Source organism: Polynucleobacter cosmopolitanus (genome assembly GCF_002224225.1).
In the GTDB taxonomy this organism is placed as follows: domain Bacteria; phylum Pseudomonadota; class Gammaproteobacteria; order Burkholderiales; family Burkholderiaceae; genus Polynucleobacter; species Polynucleobacter cosmopolitanus.
This window is the reverse complement of record NZ_NJGG01000003.1, coordinates 122,851-141,733: the sequence shown is the minus strand read 5'-3', so window position 1 is coordinate 141,733 and position 18,883 is coordinate 122,851. Positions and strand designations below refer to the sequence as shown.

Here is an 18,883-nt window from a genome sequence, read left to right as displayed (position 1 = left end):
TTATCAGTAAAGAAAAACGGCGCCTTGAGCGCCGTTTTGTCTGGTTACCAATTTGTTGATCAAGCCTCAAATGGGTGCTGAAGCAAGATCGTTTCATTGCGGTCTGGACCTGTTGAAACCATCGCAATAGGAACGCAAGCCACTTCTTCAACTCGTTTTAGGTAGGTTTGAGCAGCTTTTGGTAACTCATCCCACTTTTGAATGCCCACTGTGGTCTCAGACCACCCAGGGAAAATCTCATAAATTGGCTCACATCTAGCAACCGCATCAGAGCCACGAGGCAGAACGTCCAAAGTCTTGCCATCTAGCTTGTAACCCACGCACAGGCGCAACTCTTTCAGACCGTCTAAAACATCTAGCTTGGTCATGCAAAGCCCTGTCACACCACTGATTTGAATAGAACGCTTCAATGCTGCCGCATCTAACCAGCCAGTTCTGCGAGGACGACCAGTGACTGAGCCAAACTCTTTACCAACTTCAGCCAAACGCAGACCAATCGGGTCTTGAGCCTTAGGATTAGCGTGATCATATAGTTCGCTTGGGAAAGGACCTGAACCTACGCGGGTGCAATACGCTTTGGTGATACCAAGCACATAGTGCAAGCTACCTGGGCCAACACCTGAACCAGCAGCGGCATTACCAGCCACACAGTTTGAAGATGTCACAAATGGGTAAGTACCATGATCGATATCCAGCAATGCGCCCTGCGCACCTTCGAATAACAAGTTTTTTCCGGCTTTTTGAACCGCATCCAAGTCACTTGAAACATCAGCCACCAATGGGCGCAACTGGTCAGCGTAACTCAACATGCTGTCTCTAACTTCAGCAAAGTCCAAGGCAGGCGCCTTGAAATACTGAGTCAATACGAAATTATGATATTCGAGGTTTTCTTTTAGTTTCTCAGCAAAAGACTCAGGGAAGAACAAGTCTTGGACCCTGAGAGCGCGACGCGCCACTTTATCTTCGTAAGCTGGGCCAATACCACGGCCCGTAGTACCAATCTTTGCATTACCGCGCTTAGCTTCACGTGCATGATCAATCGCCACGTGGTACGGCAAAATCAAGGTCGTTGCTTCAGAAATTTTCAAGCGTGAGCGCACATCAACACCAGCAGCTTCAAGCTCACCAATTTCTTTAAACAGAGCTTCAGGTGACAAAACCACACCGTTACCAATGTAACAAGTCACGCCTGGACGCATGATTCCAGATGGAATTAAACGCAAAATGGTCTTTTGACCATTGATGATCAAGGTGTGACCAGCATTGTGACCACCTTGGAAGCGAACCACACCTTCAGCGTGGTCGGTTAACCAGTCAACAATCTTACCTTTACCCTCATCACCCCATTGGGTGCCAATCACAACAACGTTACGACCAGATTTACCGCTAGATTTCTGTGCAGACATAGGAACCAAGAAAAATTAATTAGAAATTGTGCAAACGAACATTTTACGCTCTTGTCTTAACGACCCATGCACCTTTTTGATTCACTAACTCGCGATCGCAATGAAACTCATCCCCGTCTTGTTCATGACCAGGTAGTAACTGGATCACAACTTGACCTTGTGAGCGTAATTGAGCGATCTCTTGGCTCAATGTTTGATCATTCGACCAAGGAGCTAAAATCGCAGTTTTTCTAGAATCTTTCTTAGAAATACGGGCTAAAGTCATGATATCTAATGAAAAACCTGTGGCTGGTCGTGATCGACCAAATGCCTTGCCCACCATGTCATAACGACCGCCACGTGCAATCGCGACTGGTAAACCTTCAACATAGGCAGCAAACATCACCCCGCTGTGATACTGGTAACCCTTCAAATCCGAGAGGTCCAAGCTCAATTCTGGGCTATTTGGCAAATCCGCAACAGCTGCGCAAAGTCGCTCTAACTCATCCAAAGCTGCTTTAACAGCAGCAGTTTTAGGTAAATTTTGACGGGCTTGATCTAACACCTGTTTCGGTGAACCACACAAATTAGCCAAAGCCAAAACAGCCGACTTAACCTCAGATGGCCAATCTTGAAGAACTAGATTCAAACCAGCTACATCTTTGGTCTGCAATGCTGAGTAAAGCTCCTCTAGAGATTCTGACTTCGGTTGAAAATCGCCCAAAATAGCCGTCAAAATACCGGCATGCGACATGTCCAAAGTGATTTCTCCGACTTGGCTCAAATTAAGAACGTCATTCAATAATGCTTGAATCTCTAAATCTGCTTCCCAACCAGCATGGCCATAAATCTCAGCACCTAACTGCAATTGCTCTCTTGAGCTAGAGCCGGCTGCTGCACGGGTATGAAGAATTGATCCAGCGTAGCAAAGGCGTGTGACGCCTTGACGATTTAGTAGGTGTGCATCAATCCTGGCAACCTGTGGCGTCATATCTGCACGCAAACCTAAGGTTCTGCCTGAAATTTGATCCACCAATTTAAAGGTTTTAAGATTTAAATCCTGACCTGAACCAGTTAACAAAGAATCCAAGTATTCCAACATCGGTGGCATGACCAATTCATAGCCGTAAGCCTGGAAACGGTCTAAAAGAATGCGACGTAAATCCTCAATCTTTCTTGCCTCGGAAGGCAAGATATCGGCGATGTTTTCAGGTAATAACCAGCGATTCATTACTTGGCCGCCGCGTTCGAATTTGAAGACTGCGGTCTGCTGCTCTTCATGAATTTCAAAAATTCAGAGCTTGGATCCATGACCATTAAGTCCTGCTTGGTTTTAAAGCTGCTGCGATAGGCCTCAAGACTTCTGTAAAACTGAGCAAATTGAGGATCACGATTAAATGCCTCACCATAGAATGCAGTGGCTCGTGCGTCGCCTTGACCCTTGATTTTTTGAGCATCACGGTAAGCTTTGGACAAAATAATGTCACGTTGACGCTCTGCATCAGCTCTGATTTTTTCAGACTCAGCAGAACCAGTTGAACGCAATTCATTAGCAACACGCTTGCGCTCTGCTTCCATTCGGCGGAAAACTGACTCACTGATCTCTGCCAGTAAATCGATTCTCTTTAAACGTACATCCACAATTTCAATACCAATATCAGCAGCCTCTTCAGCTACTTTCTTACGAATGTTCTGCATCACTTGCTCGCGCTGCTCAGAAATCAATTCACGAACAGTGCGTTTGGTGAATTCTTCGTTCAAAGCCGACTTGACCAACTGATTCAAACGATCTTGAGCCATACGCTCATCACCTCTGAAACTGATAAAGAATTTACGCGGTTCAACAATGCGCCACTTCACAAAAGAATCGACCAATAAGTTTTTCTTTTCAGCTGTGATGAAACGCTCAGCATCGGGAGTGTCAATGGTCAAAATACGGCGCTCAAAAAATTGCACGCTCTGGAATGGCGGCGGCAATTTAAATTGCAAACCAGGCTCTTCAACCACTCGCTTTAGTTCACCAAAAGCAAACACTGCAGCGTATTGACGTTGATCAACAACAAAAATGGTGGATGATAAAAGGCCGATCAAAATAAAGAGACCAGCAATAATTGGGAAAATTCGGTTCATCATTTTATTGATCTCCTATCGTTCACGACTGCGCAAACCAGAGGTGTCTCTTCTTTCAGCTGGGACCGCTGGAGGATTCACAATTGGTGAGTTGGGGTTAGGAGATGAAGTATTGGCAGGTGTATTTGCCATTGTGTTTGAAGTCTGCAACGGTAACTGTGTAGGATTCGATCCCACTTGCTGAATCAACTTATCTAGCGGCAAGTACAGCAAGCTTCCATTGCTTGAACGCTGATCCACCATGACCTTGGTCACGTTGGTATAAATTTCTTGCATCGCGTCGATGTACATACGTTCACGGGTCACTTGAGGAGCCTTAGCGTATTCAACTTGAATTAACTTGAAACGCGTCGCATCACCCTCTGCCGTTGCAGTCACTTTGGCTTTGTAGCCCTCAGCTTCTTGCATCAAACGATCAGCAGCACCACGAGCCTTCGGAATGATGTCATTGGCGTATGCTTGACCTTCATTTTTCAAACGCTCACGGTCTTGACCAGCTTTCACAGCATCATCAAATGCTGCTTGAACTTGCTCAGGCGGCTGTACGTTTTGTACAGTCACACTGGTAATAAAAATACCGGCCTTATAACCATCTAAAATTTTCTGAATAGAAGCATTCAAATCAATCGCGAGCTTTTCACGGTTCTCATACAAAACATTGTCCATCTTGCTCTTGCCAACAATTTCACGAACCGCTGTTTCAGCCGATTGAACAACTGCTCCATCTGGATCTTTGTTATTGAACAAATACTCAGAAGCATCTTTTAAGCGATATTGAACAGCAAATTTCACATCAATGATGTTTTCGTCCTCAGTCAACATTGAAGAGTCTTTGAGATTTGATGCTTTGATTAAATTTGCTCTACCCACTTCAACGGAACGAATAGATGACAGATTCACCACTTCATGCGTTTGCACTGGCCATGGCATGCGCCAGTTGATACCAGGGCGCGTGGTGTGACTGTATTTACCAAAATGTAAAACCACTCCGGTTTGACCTTCTTGGATCATGAAAAAGCCGCTGAATACCCAAACCACCACAGCAACCAACACGACCACTCCAGCGCCAATGCCTGACTTCATACCGTCACCGCCAGTACCTTTGGATGATGGTGGCTGATTATTACCGCCGCCTTGACCCTTACCTTTGAATAAATTATTCAAACGATTATTAAAGTCTGTCCACAACTGATCTAAATCTGGTGGGCCATCTTGTTTTTGAGGTTGACGAGGTCTCTCCTCCTGACGAGGAGGTGTCGCGTCCTTTTCATCACGGCCACGATCTGGGCCTGATTGATGGTTATTGCCCCAACCGGGATCATTAACAGAGAATATTTGTAGTAATTTACGCATCGAAGGGAGAATACATTCCTGTACGAGTATGAAAAACATCTAACGATTCCCAGCGTTTAACTGGGGCCTGTGAACTTAATTCAGCTACTGAAGGAACCTCGTCTACAGGAGCCTTCATTCTATCAGTGTTCCTGGCGAAATCAGCCAATGTTTGACGCATCAAATCTAGGCCAATACCCTCTTTAGCCGATATATATATGGCTGCCACCTTGCCACTTCTGTCATAACGAACAACAGGGCCTCGCTCCATTAAAGCAGGGACTTGGTCAATTTTATTAACCACAACCAGCTGAGGGGTTTCGTTGGCACCAATTTCAGTCAAAACCTTATCCACTTCAATCATTTGTTGTTCGCGATCAAAGCTCGATGCATCGACCACGTGGAGCAATAAATCAGCCCTGACGGTTTCATCCAGAGTTGCTCTAAAAGCTTCCACCAACTGGTGAGGAAGGTCTCGTATAAATCCAACCGTATCAGAAATGACCGCATTTCCAATCTCCGGCAAATAGACTCTTCTTGAGGTGGTATCCAAGGTTGCGAACAATTGATCTGCGGCATAGGTACCCGCTTTGGTCAAAGCATTGAACAAAGTTGATTTACCAGCATTGGTATACCCAACCAAAGAAACTGAGAAAACACCGCCCTTTTCACGGGAACGTCGCTGAGTAGCCTGTTGCTTCTGTAACTTTTCCAATTCAGCTTGCAAGCGCTTAGCTTTGTTCTCAAGCATCCTTCGGTCCAATTCCATCTGCGTCTCACCAGGGCCGCCGCGCATACCAATACCGCCCTTTTGCCGCTCCAAGTGACTCCAAGCCTTGACCAGTCTTGAAACTTGATATCGAACATTGGCCAGTTGCACCTGTGTTTTACCCACATGGCTCTTAGCTCTTTGCGCAAAAATATCTAAGATCAAACCAGTGCGATCAATCACATGACATTGCAAATGACGCTCTAAGTTACGTTGCTGAACGGGAGAAAGAGCGTGATTGAAAATCGCCAACTCAACCTCATTGGCCTCCATCTGCTCTCTTAATTCTGTGGCCTTACCTGAGCCCATATAAAGTGCTGGGTCTGGTTTTGCACGCTTTGCGATCATGGTCATCACAGGCTGTGATCCTGCGCTGGATGCAAGAAGACCCAACTCCGCCATACTGTCTGCGAAGTCAGGTTTACCGCCTGGATCTATCCCAATAAGGGCAGCTTTAACTGCTTGCATAAGAAGTTAAGCTTCTGGAGTTCCCTCATCCGCACGGAACTCCACAGCTCTAGCAGGAACCACTGTTGAAATGGCATGCTTGTATACCATTTGAGTCACAGTGTTACGCAAAAGAATCACGTACTGATCAAATGATTCAACATTTCCCTGCAATTTAATACCATTTACCAAGTAAATGGAGACGGGAATGTGCTCTTTGCGCAGCGCATTTAAAAATGGATCTTGTAAAAGTTGGCCTTTATTATTGTTCATGCCTGCTCCTTCTTTCTTATTGGTTGTTTGGAGTCTTACTCTAGAAATCTAGTCTCAGTTAATCGTTGTTATGTGTTTATTAGCCCTTAGTTTAACTAAGCTATATAAAAAGTGTTTTTCACTTCTTTTTCTTGCCTTTATCCGAGTCAACAAAAGGGTTTTGACCGGTTCTGAACTCAAGCCTCAAGGGAGTGCCACGCAACTTAAACGCCTCTCTGAAGCGACCCTCAAGATATCGGCGATAGCTGTCAGTCACACCACTCAAAGCGTTTCCGTGGATCACAACAATCGGCGGATTTGAACCGCCTTGGTGCGCATAGCGCATCTTCGGACGTGACATACCAACACGCTTAGGTTGCTGAAATTCAACCGCTTCTTCCAAAATACGGGTCAACTTCGGAGTCGGCAATTTTGACATCGCAGCCCCATAAGCGGCATCCACATCTTTGAACAATTCTTTGATACCGAAACCTTTGATGGCTGAAATTGGGTGAACATTGGCAAAGTCTAAGAAACGTAGTTTTCTAGCAATGTCTGTTCTGGCACGTTCTTTTTGGTAATCATCCATGCCATCCCACTTATTCACCGCTAACACCAATGCTCGACCTGCATCAACAATAAAGCCTGCAATGTGAGCATCTTGCTCAGAAATATCTTGCTGAGCATCCAACATTAAAATCACGACATTGGCATCGGCAATCGCTTGCAAGGTTTTAACGACTGAGAATTTTTCGATGGCTTCAAATACCTTGCCGCGTTTACGAAGACCAGCCGTATCAATCATCACATACGGTTTACCGTTACGGGTAAATGGAACATCAATCGCATCTCGGGTTGTACCAGGCATATCAAATGCAATCACTCGCTCTTCACCAATCAAGGTATTGATGAATGTGGATTTACCAACGTTTGGTCGACCCACCACGGCAATTCGCATCGGCTTATCTGTTCGGTCATCCTCTTCAGGCTCATCAGGCAAACCCAATGCATCCAGTGCATCGTCAATCATGTAGCGAACACCATCACCATGCGCTGATGAAATAGCTACAGGCTCTCCCAAACCTAATTCATAGAAATCTGCTGTGACTGTGGCGTGAGCCATGCCCTCAGCTTTATTGACCGCCAAAATGACTGGGCGACCCGTCTTGCGTAAAAAGTCTGCAATCACGCGGTCTTGAGGCGCCATGCCCAAGCGAGCATCCACCAAGAAAATAACAACATCGGCTTCAACCACTGCTTGTTTGGTTTGCTTGGCCATTTCTGCCAAGATACCTGTCTTAGCAACTGGTTCGAAACCACCGGTATCAATACAAATGAACTCACGCTCACCCACACGACCATTGCCGTAATGTCGATCACGCGTCAAGCCAGAAAAATCAGCCACCAACGCATCACGCGAACGCGTCAAGCGATTGAATAGCGTTGATTTACCAACGTTTGGTCTGCCAACAATGGCAATAACTGGTTTCATAAGTTCTTTAAGTTTCTATCTGATTAGACTTTTTAATCAAAGCCAAACTCAGATAGATGTGTATTTAATTAGGTCGGTAGGCAGATAAAGTGCCGCCACGAGTTTGAATGATCAACAATCCGTTGGCAACAATTGGAGCTGCACTGATACCACTGCTATCCACTCTTACTCTAGAAATCGCCTGACCACTGTTTTGATCCAAGAAATGGAGGTAACCTTGCTTATCACCCATCACAACCATACGACCCACCGCTAAAGGTTCACCAACATCACGCCAAGTCATGGTCTCATTACGCCAAATTTCAACACCATCAGCGGCTCTGTATGCAACAACATGAGATTTTTCATCTGCAGCAAATACGAAATCTTGTGATTGAGTAGTCCCCGTATGACTTGAGAAATCTTTAGTCCATGTTAAGTTGCCACTACTCACATCTCCACAAGCAATTCTTCCCTGGAAAGCAACAGCACATAAACGACGACCCAACAAAGTTGGTCTAGCAGAAACATCCGTCATTCGTTCAATCTCCGAGTAGCCTTTTGGATAAGACAAAGACGTTTCCCATAGAAGACTACCTGAGGATAATCCGATCACACCGATCTTGCCGCCAGAAAAACCTGTCACAAATGCATCAGCTGCAACTGGGACCATCGGAAAGCTGTTTCTGAGAGCCAGCGCTATTTGAGGGCGCACATAAGACCAGCGACGCTTGCCTGTTTTGGCATCTAAGCCGATAAAGCGATTATCAATGGTACGAATAACTGCGACACCACCCAACACAAGTGGTTCAGTTAAAACTTCGCTACCAACCTTTTCTTCCCAAATTTTTTGACCGGTTGAATCGTAGGCAAAAACAAGGCCCTTGGTTGATCCAACAACAACAACATTGCCATCACTCCCAGGACCCGATGAAATATCTGAAGGAGCTTTTACTTGCCATACCGCTTTACCAGTCAGGACTTCAATTTTTGAAACAGTGCCATTACCTGATGAAGTGTATAAGTAATCGCCAGCCAAGACCGGTCGCATCACAAACGTCTCAGATTTACCAACGCTTGAAGACCAAACAGAAGCCACAGAAATAGTTTTGTCATCAACTTTGGTCAATGAAGCAGGCTCACGCTTTTTAGCACTGGAGCATGAGGCTAAAAAACTGATAACCAAAAAAGCGCAGGCAAGTTTAGGTAGAGATTTTGTCATTAACGACCTCCAACAGCATCTAATTTAACTTTCAATAAACGTTTTGCTTCATCTGCAGCATCAGGATTCTTTGCCAATTTATCCCAAGCTTGTTGATAAAACTGTCGCGCTTCAACTGTTTTCTGTTGAGCCAACTGAACATCACCACGTCTCTCAAGCAGCAATGGCTCAAAAGCTGTTGATACCGAAGCACTGGCCACTTTTTCAGCATCAGCAAAATCAGGCTTATCAATCAACAAAGAAACCAAGCGCGCCCTAGCAACATCACGGTGTGCATCTGAAGAAGCCTTAGACATGGTCCAACGCAACTGTTGCTCAGCAGCACCCATATCACCTGAGCTGTTAGCCGCTTGAGCTGCAACCAATCCAGCCATTCCAGCATAACTGGTTGAAGAATATTGATCTTGTAAATCCTTGGTAGCTCTCAGAACTCCTGGCACATCTTGCTTTTGAGCAGAGACCAATAAAGTGTCATACAGCTTGCTTGCAGCAAGAGAGGACCGGTTTTGCCACCAATTCCAAGCAGTGAATGAAATATAAGAAAGCAAAATCAGGATGAGTATTGCAATTAACCATTTGCCGTATTGCTTCCACCAAGCCTTAAACTCGGCTAACTGTTCTTGTTCTTCTAAATTGAAATGCATAGTTACTCTCTTATTCTGAAGTGCTTACTAATTGATTGATGACTTCATCAACCAAATTATCCATTGAGACAGTGATTTGCTGACCATCACGACGCAAATCTTTTAACTGAACTTGATTAGCGGCCAGCTCATCAGGACCAATAATAATCGCATATGCAGCACCGCTGGCATCTGCTTTTTTCATTTGTGATTTAAAGCTCGCAGCCTCACCATCTGAGGAGCAGTGCAAGATGACCTCTAGGCCAGCGCTGCGCAGACGTTCAGCCAAGATAAAAGCTGGCTCCAAAGTTTCACCAGCCTGGTGCAATACATAGATATCGCACCCTGCTTCTAAATCGCTGGTCAAGCCTTGCTCTTTCATTAATTCAATCACGCGCTCCATACCCATGGCCCAACCACATGCTGGAGCAGCTTTACCGCCCATTTGAGCAATCAACGGATCATAGCGACCGCCACCTGCCACAGTTCCTTGAGAACCCAACTCAGTGGTGACCCACTCAAAAACGGTCAAGTTGTAGTAATCCAAGCCTCTGACCAAGCGAGGATTGATCTTGAAAGGTAAATTATTGGCTTTTAGTAGCTTTTGCACACCCTCAAAATGCTTGAGGGATTCTTCACCCAAATAGTTCAAGATTTGCGGAGCCGACTCAATGATTGCTTTCATTGCAGGATTCTTGCTATCAAGAATGCGCAAAGGGTTTGACCCCAAGCGTCGCTTTGAATCTTCATCGAGCTCAGATTCATGCTTTTTAAAATGCTCAACCAAAGCATCGCGATGCGCTGCACGCTCACTGGCTTGACCAAGTGAATTCAACTCTAGCTTAATGCCTGATAAACCCAAGTCATCCCATAAACGCTGGCACATCAAAATAATTTCAGCATCAATATCAGGACCCGCAAAACCAAGGGCTTCGATGCCCAACTGGTGGAACTGTCTGTAGCGCCCACGCTGTGGACGCTCATGCCTGAACATCGGGCCCGTGTACCAAAGACGCTTTGGGCCTTCATAAAGCATGTTGTGCTCAATCACAGCTCGCACAGCAGCCGCGGTTCCTTCAGGTCGAAGGGTTAACTGCTCACCATTCAGCCCATCTTCAAAGGAGTACATTTCTTTTTCAACAATGTCAGTGACTTCACCAATACCGCGTTTAAAGAGAGCTGTTTGCTCAACAATCGGCGTACGAATTTGTTGATAACCATAAGCTCTCACTAAACTCTGAATGGACTGTTCTAAATGAGCCCAGAGCGGCGCTTCTGCAGGAAGCATGTCATTCATGCCACGCACACCAGTGATTTTGTTTTGTTTACTTTGGCTCATATGCTTACCCGCTCACTTTGTTCTGATATGTGTTTTTCACATATTCATCAACAATCAATTGAAACTCTTCCGCAATCTTGTCACCACGCAAAGTTTTAACCTTGACCCCATCAACAAACACAGGAGCTGCTGGAGACTCTCCAGTGCCCGGCAATGAAATGCCAATATTGGCATGTTTGCTCTCACCTGGGCCATTAACAATACAACCCATCACCGCAACGTTCATCGACTCAACACCTGGATGATTTTTTTTCCAGATGGGCATTTGATGGCGCAAATACGACTGAATGCGTGATGCCAACTCTTGGAAATAGGTGCTGGTGGTTCGACCACAACCTGGGCAAGCAATCACCATCGGCGTGAAATGACGCAAGCCCATTGTTTGCAAAATCTCTTGAGCCACGATCACTTCATTCTCTCTGGGCGCTCCTGGCTCAGGTGTCAAAGAAATACGAATGGTGTCGCCAATGCCTTCTTGTAACAATACTGAAAGAGCAGCAGTCGAAGCCACGATTCCTTTGCTTCCGATACCTGCCTCGGTAAGACCTAAATGCAATGGATAGTCACAGCGCACAGCGAGGTCTCTGTAAACAGAAATTAAATCTTGAACATTGCTCACCTTGCAAGACAAAGTGATTTGATTGCTTGGCAAACCTAACTCTTGCGCTCTTTGAGCAGATTGCAAAGCAGATTGAATCAAAGCCTCAGCCATCACTTGATTCAACTCTTTAGGAGTTGCGCTGACTGCATTTTGATCCAATAGTTTTGCCAGTAAGTCTTGATCAAGACTGCCCCAGTTCACTCCAATGCGAATCGGCTTTTTGTACCGACAAGCCATTTCAATCATTTGCGAGAACTGCATATCACGCTTGGCACCCTGACCCACATTACCTGGATTGATTCGGTACTTTGACAAAGCTTGCGCACAGTCAGGGTAATCATTTAAAAGAGTATGGCCGTTGTAATGAAAGTCACCCACCAATGGAACATAAACATCCATTTTGTCGAGTTGCTCACGAATAGCAGGAACAGCTGCAGCCGCTGCAGGGTTGTCCACAGTGATACGGACAATTTCTGAGCCGGCTTTGGCTAACTCTTTCACCTGTATAGCTGTGGCAATGGCGTCGGCTGTGTCGGTGTTCGTCATGGACTGCACACGAACAGGAGCATCACCACCCACGGTGACAACTTGACCAGCCCATTCAATGATGGACTGCTGACTAACTCTTCTTTTTATTGGAGATGTCGGATTCGAACTCATGAGCGAGTGATTCCTTTATCAAACTTAACCACCTGGATTCTTTGTTTTACGTTGGTACGGTCTTTGACATCACCGGCCAATTGACCACAAGCCGCCGCAATATCGTCACCACGTGTTTTCCGCACGGTGGTGATGATTCCAGCATCCATGAGGCGCTTCGCAAAATCTTGCACGCGCGCAGGGTTGGATTTCTTTAAGCCAGAATCAGGGAAAGGATTGAATGGAATCAAATTTAATTTGCATGGTATTTTCTTGAGCAAATCAACCAACTCTTTTGCATGTTGATCAGAATCATTAACACCATCCAACATGCAATATTCAAATGTTAAAAAATCTCGCGGAGCAAATGGCAAATAACGCATGCAAGCTGCCATCAACTCTTTCAGCGGATATTTTTTATTGATCGGTACTAACTCATCACGCAACGCATCATTGGGGGCATGCAATGAAACAGCCAATGCCACCGGTAAGTCATTCGCCAAACGATCCATCATGGGAACAACACCTGAAGTTGATAAAGTCACACGGCGGCGAGATAAGCCATAAGCGTTATCACTTAACATCAATCGCATCGCACCGACCACGGGCTCATAGTTGAGCAAAGGTTCACCCATGCCCATCATCACAACATTGGAGATAACACGGCCCTCATGCTCATCAAGCGGCGTACCGTCGTAACTATCAATCCGTTTGATCGCGCCAGGCTCTTTGCGCAAAGTGTGCTCGGCCATCCACAACTGACCAATGATTTCACCGAGCGTGAGATTTCTTGAGAAGCCCTGCTTGCCTGTAGAACAAAAACTACAGTTCACGGCACAACCTGCCTGAGAAGAGATACACAAAGTACCTCGATCATCCTCAGGGATATAAACCATTTCTACTGCATTGCCATCAGCAACGTCTAACAACCATTTACGGGTGCCATCTGCCGCCTGCTGATCGCTGATAACCGGTAGAGCTGATACGCAAGCTTTTTCAGCGAGCGTGGCTCTGAAGGTTTTAGCCAAGTCGCTCATTTGAGCGATATCAGCCTCACCGCGCTGATGAACCCAACGCATCAACTGTTGAGCACGAAACGGTTTCTCCTGGAGGGATGCGATGTACTCGCTCATTCCCTCAGGATCAAAGTTCAGTAAGTTGATGCGTGAGTCAATCAATGGGATGAATTAACGTGAGAAAACTTGCATGCCTGGGAAGAAAAATGCAATTTCAACCGCAGCTGTTTCAGGAGCGTCTGAGCCGTGTACTGCGTTAGCATCAATGCTGTCAGCAAAGTCAGCACGAATCGTGCCTTTGTCAGCCTTCTTAGGATCTGTTGCACCCATCAATTCACGGTTCTTAGCAATCGCGTTCTCGCCTTGCAAAGCTTGAATCATCACTGGGCCTGAAATCATGAAGTCAACCAAGTCTTTGAAGAAAGGACGCTCTTTGTGAACGCCGTAGAACTGCTCAGCTTCTTGACGTGAAAGGTGGGCCATCTTGGCAGCAACAACTTTCAAACCAGCAGACTCAAAACGAGCATAAATTTGACCAATAACGTTCTTCGCTACTGCATCAGGTTTGATAATAGATAGGGTGCGCTCAATTGCCATGAATAAACTCCATTGATAGATAGATTAAAAACCCCAAATTATACAGTGTTCATGAGGGATTTCCCGAGTATGAAATAGCTAAAAGCGTTGATTTTTAAGGAAAAGTCTTGAAATCAAGCGGCTTAAATAGGGCGAAAACAGCAAAAAAGCACAAAAACACCCCTATTCCTCTATCAACAATCGAAATCCCCCTTGAATTTCATGGGAAATGGCTATACTTATTACACGAGTCCAGTGGTGGACGAGTCATGTTTATACATAAAGGAGTATCAATGAGCGATTTAAACACTTATGGTTTTGGAAATAGCGGCGCTACATCCAGCGTTCAGGTCCGCAACCGGGTGTTACGTAACACCTACGCACTTTTAGCGTTATCAATGGTGCCTACAGTTTTAGGCGCATGGATTGGTGTTGCGACAGGATTTTCACTCTTTGCTGGAAGCCCTTTCATTGGCTTGATCGCGTTTTTTGCGATCGCATTCGGTTTTTTCTGGGCAATTGAAAAGAACAAAGACTCTGGTCTAGGCGTTGTTCTATTGCTTGGCTTCACATTCTTCATGGGTCTGATGCTTTCACGCTTGATTGGCTCAATCCTCGGGTTTAGCAATGGCGCAAACTTGATCATGACAGCCTTTGGTGGCACTGCCGTGATTTTTGCTGGTATGGCGAGCTTGGCTGGCACCGTTAAGAAAGACTTGTCACAAGGTCTTGGCAAATGGTTGTTCATTGGCGTGATTTTGTTGATTCTTGCTTCAGTGGCTAACATCTGGCTTCAAATGCCTGCTTTGATGCTCACAATCAGCGTAGTAGCGATTGCGATCTTCTCAGCATTCATCTTGGTGGATGTTCAGCGCGTGATCAACGGTGGGGAGACAAACTATGTGGTGGCAACTTTGAGTATCTACCTAAGTGTTTACAACGTATTTAGCAACTTGCTAGCGTTGTTAGGCATTTTTGGTGGTGACCGCGAATAAACCCACCCGACCAAATGAAAAGGCCAGCAATGCTGGCCTTTTTTTATAACTTGTTATTTGTAACAAACAAGTTAACGCTCAAAAACAGCGATCGATTCAATGTGAGAAGTATGCGGGAACATATTGATCACACCAGCCGCTTTCAATCGATAACCTGCCTGCCCGACCAAAATGCCGACATCTCTGGCCAAAGTGGCAGGATTACAAGAAACGTAAACAATCCTCTTAGGCAAATAATCTTTTACTTCAGCATTTTTTGAATTAGCCATCATGGCCAGTGCTGTAGCCAAAGCCATTGCGCCGTCTCGCGGTGGATCAATCAACCATTTATCAGCCTTACCCCATGACTCAATAACTTCCGGAGTCACCTCAAATAAATTACTACAAGCAAAGTTAACTCGCTCACCTAAATGATTGTGGATGGCATTTTCTTTGGCTCGTTTTGTTAACTCATCACTACCTTCAATACCAAAAACTTCAGCCGCTCTTCTGGCGAGGGGTAATGTGAAATTACCAATGCCACAAAATAAATCAATCACTCTCTCTTGTGCTTGAGGGTCGAGCAATTGAATTGCTTTACTGACCAGCACCCTGTTCACTTGATGATTCACCTGCGTGAAGTCAGTTGGCTTGAAGGGCATTTCAATATCAAACTCTGGAAGCCTATAGCAAAGATGACTATCTGCAGGATGCAGTGGATGAGCACTGTCAAGGCCGGCTGGTTGCAACCACATATCAATGTCGTGGATTTGCGCAAAAGTAATTAGCATTTGCTGATCTTCAGCACTCAATGGTTCTAGGTGCCTCAGAACAAAAGCGGTTGTTAAAGAACCAGGTGTCTTGCCTTCACCAATCGCAAACTCAAGTTGCGCTAACTCTCCAGGAATTGATAGCTGAGAAATCAGCTCTCGCCAACGAGGCAATAAATTAGACACATGGATCGGCAAAATGTCGCAAGACAACATGTCAGTGATACGACTGCCCTTTTTTTGATGAAAACCCACCAGCACTCGGCCTTTAGGAATCTTGAATATCGACAACCGGCCACGATAGCGATACTCCCAAGTTGGGCCGGATATTGGTCGCAGAATAACTTCTGGGCGTACACGACCCAAATACTTCAAGTTATCCTCTAGAACTCTTTGCTTCATCGCCAGTTGCGCTCGAGCATCTAAATGCTGCATCGAGCAACCACCGCACTCATTAAAAGAGGGGCACTTTGGTGTGACGCGACTTGATGAAGTTTTATAAATATGGGTCAGCTTGGCTAACTCAAATTTACTTTTTACTTTGTAAGACTGAAATTCAACATCTTCTCTAGGCAAGGCTCCATCAATGAACACGACCTTACCAGGCGCGCCATTTTCATCCAACGGTCTAGCGACACCTTGTGCTTCAAGGTTCAGAGATTCAACAATGACTCTGGTCACAGGCTGTCTTTTAAATCTGTAGAAAAGTTGTTCAAGTACTCTTGCCAAAAAGCACCATTGGGAGTTTTAGATTCTTTGAGTAATTCGTTTTTAACAAACTGAATTTCTTCGTCGTATTCCTCAGGAGAAACACCGCCACGCATTCTTTGAAAACGACAATAGACCAAATAAGTATTCACAACATCAGTTTCACAGTAATCTCGGATTTCTTTGATCTTGCCGTCTAAAAAGCCTTGCCAGACCTGACCACCATCCATGCCCATTTTTCCAGGGAAGCCACATAACTTGGCCAAAGCATCAAGTGGAGCATTGGCACGACCTGAGAACTTTGCGAGTAAATCCATCAAATCAATATGGCGCATGTGATAGCGACTGATGTAGTTGTTCCATTTGAAGTCTCTGCTATCGCTATCGCCGCTCTCGCCCATCTCCCAATACCTAGAAGAAACCACGCCATTCAATAGTGCTCGGTAATGCAATACAGGTAAGTCAAAGCCACTCCCGTTCCAAGATACGAGTTGAGGTGTGTATTTTTCAATCAAATCAAAGAAGGCTTGAATGATTTCTTTTTCAGAGCTGCCGGCATCGCCAAGGCTGCCTACTTTGAATTGAGGTGCACCATCTTTGGTGGTACGGCGAATGACGCAAGAAATCGCCACCACTTTATGCAAGTGCAATGGCATGAATTCACTGCCGGTCTTTTCTTTCCGAAGCGCCAGCGCCTGATTCACCACTTCTTCATCTGAGACGGAATCAGGAATATTCTCCAAGCGACGGATGCCAGCAGCATCTGGAATGGTTTCAATATCAAAAACTAATACGCCTGCCATGAAAAATATCTTTCTTTTTATTGGTTAGATAGATGAATCAATCATCAAGCACTGAACCCTTGTCCAAGCCATGACTCGATAAATGTTTTTTGAGTTTAATCAAAGATTCTTGCTGAATTTGACGAATACGCTCTTTGGATAAACCCAATTCTTTTGCAAGGCCTTCCAAGGTCGCTGGCTCTTGATTATCAAGCCCATAACGCCTGATGATCACCATGCGTTGATCGTCCTTTAAATTCTTTAACCAGTTTCTCAACATTTCTTCCAATTGAGATCTTTCCACCTCTTCATCTGGTGCAGCACTGCGATCATCAGAAATAAAATCAAGCAAACTAGATCCTGGATCTAAATCTCGGGGAGCGTCCAAAGATGTGGTGTGCTCAGCCAATGCCAGAGCATCCGCAACATCTTCCACTGATTTACCCGTCAAACTGGCAATGTCTTCAAGGTCTGGTGCTCTGCCTTCGGCCCCCAAAGCTTGCTCTAAAAAACGAGTGGCTCTTAGGACTTGATTGATTTCTCGAATGACATGAACAGGCAGACGAACAGTCCTAACCTGATTCATCAGAGCTTTTTCGACACTTTGTCTGATCCACCAGGTGGCATATGTTGAAAATCTAAACCCTCGTTCAGGCTCAAACTTATCTAAAGCGTGCATCAAGCCTAAATTACCCTCCTCAATCAAATCAGGTAAAGGTAAACCGCGGTGCATATACGTTTTGGCAATGCTCACTACCAAACGCAAGTTGTGCTCAATCATGGCTTGTCTGGCTAAAAAATCACCGGCTTTGGCCTGAGTAGCCACCTTGAGCTCTTCTTCGGGAGTAAATAAAGGCTTACTGGAGATTTGCTGCAAATAGCGCTGCACGAGGTCCGCAGACAATTCGGCGGCTAAAACTTCTTTTAATTCGTCTGCATCCAGCTCTTGACTGTTTAAATCAGTTAGCTCAGAAAAGTCATTGAATGAGCTGTTATCTGAGTCTGTTGATTTAGTCATACTTAAGGAAGATAAGACATTGGATCAACAGGTTTACCGTGCTTACGAACTTCAAAATGTAATTTCACTTGATCAGCATCGGTATTACCCATCTCAGCAATTTTTTGAGCTTTCTTGACGGTATCGCCCTCTTTTACAAGAAGAGTTTTATTGTGAGCATAGGCAGTTAAATAAGTATTGTCATGTTTCACAATCAATAAATTGCCATAGCCTCTCAAGCTGTTACCGGCATAAACTACTTTGCCATCTGCTGCAGCCTGAATCGAGTCGCCTGACTTGCCTGCAATGCCAATACCTTTGTTTTTGCCTTCATCAAAGCGATCGATGACATTACCTTTTGATGGCCAAGAAAGCTTGATGCCGGCATCAGCTGCAGGCTCGTTGTTTGACTTATCAACCTTGACTTCGTTCTTAGCAAGCTTTTCATCTTTCATTTTGTCTGATGGCTTGACAACATCTTTAGCCGCACTTGGCTTTTCTTGCTTTACTTCTACTTTAGAAGTCATGGCTTTGGCAGATCTTGGTGGCGCCACACGAATAACTTGATCTACTTCAATTTGATTCATGTCAGCAATGTTGTTCCACTCTGCAATATCACGGTGTGATTGACCATGATCTAAAGCAATCCTCAATAAAGTATCGCCACGTTTGATGCGATAAAACCCTGCTTGGACTGGTTCGAGGCTAGCACCCTTACCACCCGAACGATCAACAACTGGTGCAGGTGTCGAACGCGTGGCACAACCTGACTGAAATACAACAGTCGAAATTGCCAAAGAAACAATCAATAAACGAGGAAAATTCATAAGCTCACAGCAGTCAATGACGC

Annotated in this window: 18 protein-coding genes; 1 reads left to right on the top strand and 17 read right to left on the bottom strand. The window is 45.1% G+C overall.

All coding sequences use genetic code 11. From position 1 onward, the window contains the following. Positions 1–59: 59 nt before the first annotated feature. The 13 genes from AOC33_RS08510 to ndk all read right to left on the bottom strand — a co-directional run bounded on the left by AOC33_RS08510 (position 60) and on the right by ndk (position 13,823). A complete protein-coding gene (locus AOC33_RS08510; protein WP_089516585.1) occupies positions 60–1,406 on the bottom strand; it encodes an adenylosuccinate synthase in 1,347 nt (448 codons plus the stop codon). A 43-nt stretch (positions 1,407–1,449) separates the two neighbouring features. Beyond that, positions 1,450–2,616, bottom strand: a complete 1,167-nt coding sequence (locus AOC33_RS08505) for an ATP phosphoribosyltransferase regulatory subunit (RefSeq protein ID WP_089516584.1) — start codon at positions 2,614–2,616, stop codon at positions 1,450–1,452. Next, on the bottom strand, positions 2,616–3,515 hold the full coding sequence (gene hflC, locus AOC33_RS08500; protein WP_089516690.1) for a protease modulator HflC: 900 nt from the start codon (positions 3,513–3,515) through the stop codon (positions 2,616–2,618). Before hflC ends, AOC33_RS08505 begins: the two co-directional genes overlap by 1 nt. Before the next feature lie 15 nt (positions 3,516–3,530). Further along, on the bottom strand, positions 3,531–4,868 hold the full coding sequence (gene hflK, locus AOC33_RS08495) for an FtsH protease activity modulator HflK (protein WP_089516583.1): 1,338 nt from the start codon (positions 4,866–4,868) through the stop codon (positions 3,531–3,533). Beyond that, entirely contained in the window at positions 4,861–6,084 is a 1,224-nt protein-coding gene (hflX, locus tag AOC33_RS08490; protein WP_089516582.1) for a GTPase HflX, read from the bottom strand. Before hflX ends, hflK begins: the two co-directional genes overlap by 8 nt. Before the next feature lie 6 nt (positions 6,085–6,090). Next, on the bottom strand, positions 6,091–6,336 hold the full coding sequence (hfq, locus tag AOC33_RS08485) for an RNA chaperone Hfq (protein ID WP_089516581.1): 246 nt from the start codon (positions 6,334–6,336) through the stop codon (positions 6,091–6,093). A 118-nt stretch (positions 6,337–6,454) separates the two neighbouring features. Continuing rightward, positions 6,455–7,807: a ribosome biogenesis GTPase Der gene (gene der / locus AOC33_RS08480; protein ID WP_089516580.1), complete on the bottom strand. Its 1,353-nt coding sequence runs from the start codon at positions 7,805–7,807 to the stop codon at positions 6,455–6,457. Between the two features lie 64 nt (positions 7,808–7,871). Beyond that, the gene (gene bamB, locus AOC33_RS08475) at positions 7,872–9,008 is read right to left on the bottom strand and encodes an outer membrane protein assembly factor BamB (RefSeq protein ID WP_089516579.1); all 1,137 of its coding nucleotides are present in this window, start codon (positions 9,006–9,008) and stop codon (positions 7,872–7,874) included. Continuing rightward, on the bottom strand, positions 9,008–9,652 hold the full coding sequence (locus AOC33_RS08470; RefSeq protein ID WP_089516578.1) for a YfgM family protein: 645 nt from the start codon (positions 9,650–9,652) through the stop codon (positions 9,008–9,010). The genes bamB and AOC33_RS08470 overlap by 1 nt, the downstream gene beginning before the upstream one ends. A 10-nt stretch (positions 9,653–9,662) precedes the next feature. Next, positions 9,663–10,970, bottom strand: a complete 1,308-nt coding sequence (gene hisS / locus AOC33_RS08465) for a histidine--tRNA ligase (protein ID WP_089516577.1) — start codon at positions 10,968–10,970, stop codon at positions 9,663–9,665. Between the two features lie 4 nt (positions 10,971–10,974). Next, positions 10,975–12,231, bottom strand: coding sequence for a flavodoxin-dependent (E)-4-hydroxy-3-methylbut-2-enyl-diphosphate synthase (ispG, locus tag AOC33_RS08460; RefSeq protein WP_089516576.1), 1,257 nt, complete (start codon positions 12,229–12,231; stop codon positions 10,975–10,977). Continuing rightward, on the bottom strand, positions 12,228–13,385 hold the full coding sequence (gene rlmN, locus AOC33_RS08455; protein WP_089516689.1) for a dual-specificity RNA methyltransferase RlmN: 1,158 nt from the start codon (positions 13,383–13,385) through the stop codon (positions 12,228–12,230). Before rlmN ends, ispG begins: the two co-directional genes overlap by 4 nt. Positions 13,386–13,397: 12 nt before the next feature. Continuing rightward, a complete protein-coding gene (ndk, locus tag AOC33_RS08450; protein ID WP_089516575.1) occupies positions 13,398–13,823 on the bottom strand; it encodes a nucleoside-diphosphate kinase in 426 nt (141 codons plus the stop codon). Positions 13,824–14,095: 272 nt separating this feature from the next. Between ndk and AOC33_RS08445 the strand changes: the two genes are divergently transcribed. After that, positions 14,096–14,797 carry a Bax inhibitor-1 family protein gene (locus tag AOC33_RS08445; RefSeq protein ID WP_089516574.1) on the top strand — a complete coding sequence of 234 codons (702 nt, stop codon included), beginning with the start codon at positions 14,096–14,098 and terminating at the stop codon, positions 14,795–14,797. 71 nt (positions 14,798–14,868) lie between these two features. On the opposite strand, the gene rlmD is transcribed toward AOC33_RS08445, so the two are convergent. Genes rlmD through AOC33_RS08425 form a run of 4 tightly spaced genes read right to left on the bottom strand, consistent with a single transcriptional unit; the run spans position 14,869 to position 18,860 of the window. Next, positions 14,869–16,227: a 23S rRNA (uracil(1939)-C(5))-methyltransferase RlmD gene (gene rlmD, locus AOC33_RS08440; protein ID WP_089516573.1), complete on the bottom strand. Its 1,359-nt coding sequence runs from the start codon at positions 16,225–16,227 to the stop codon at positions 14,869–14,871. Continuing rightward, complete coding sequence (locus AOC33_RS08435; RefSeq protein ID WP_089516572.1) at positions 16,224–17,057, bottom strand: 3'-5' exonuclease; 834 nt, start codon at positions 17,055–17,057, stop codon at positions 16,224–16,226. The genes rlmD and AOC33_RS08435 overlap by 4 nt, the downstream gene beginning before the upstream one ends. A gap of 37 nt (positions 17,058–17,094) precedes the next feature. Continuing rightward, positions 17,095–18,054, bottom strand: a complete 960-nt coding sequence (rpoS, locus tag AOC33_RS08430; protein ID WP_089516571.1) for an RNA polymerase sigma factor RpoS — start codon at positions 18,052–18,054, stop codon at positions 17,095–17,097. 2 nt (positions 18,055–18,056) lie between these two features. Then, positions 18,057–18,860 carry a peptidoglycan DD-metalloendopeptidase family protein gene (locus AOC33_RS08425; RefSeq protein WP_089516570.1) on the bottom strand — a complete coding sequence of 268 codons (804 nt, stop codon included), beginning with the start codon at positions 18,858–18,860 and terminating at the stop codon, positions 18,057–18,059. Positions 18,861–18,883 lie beyond the last annotated feature (23 nt).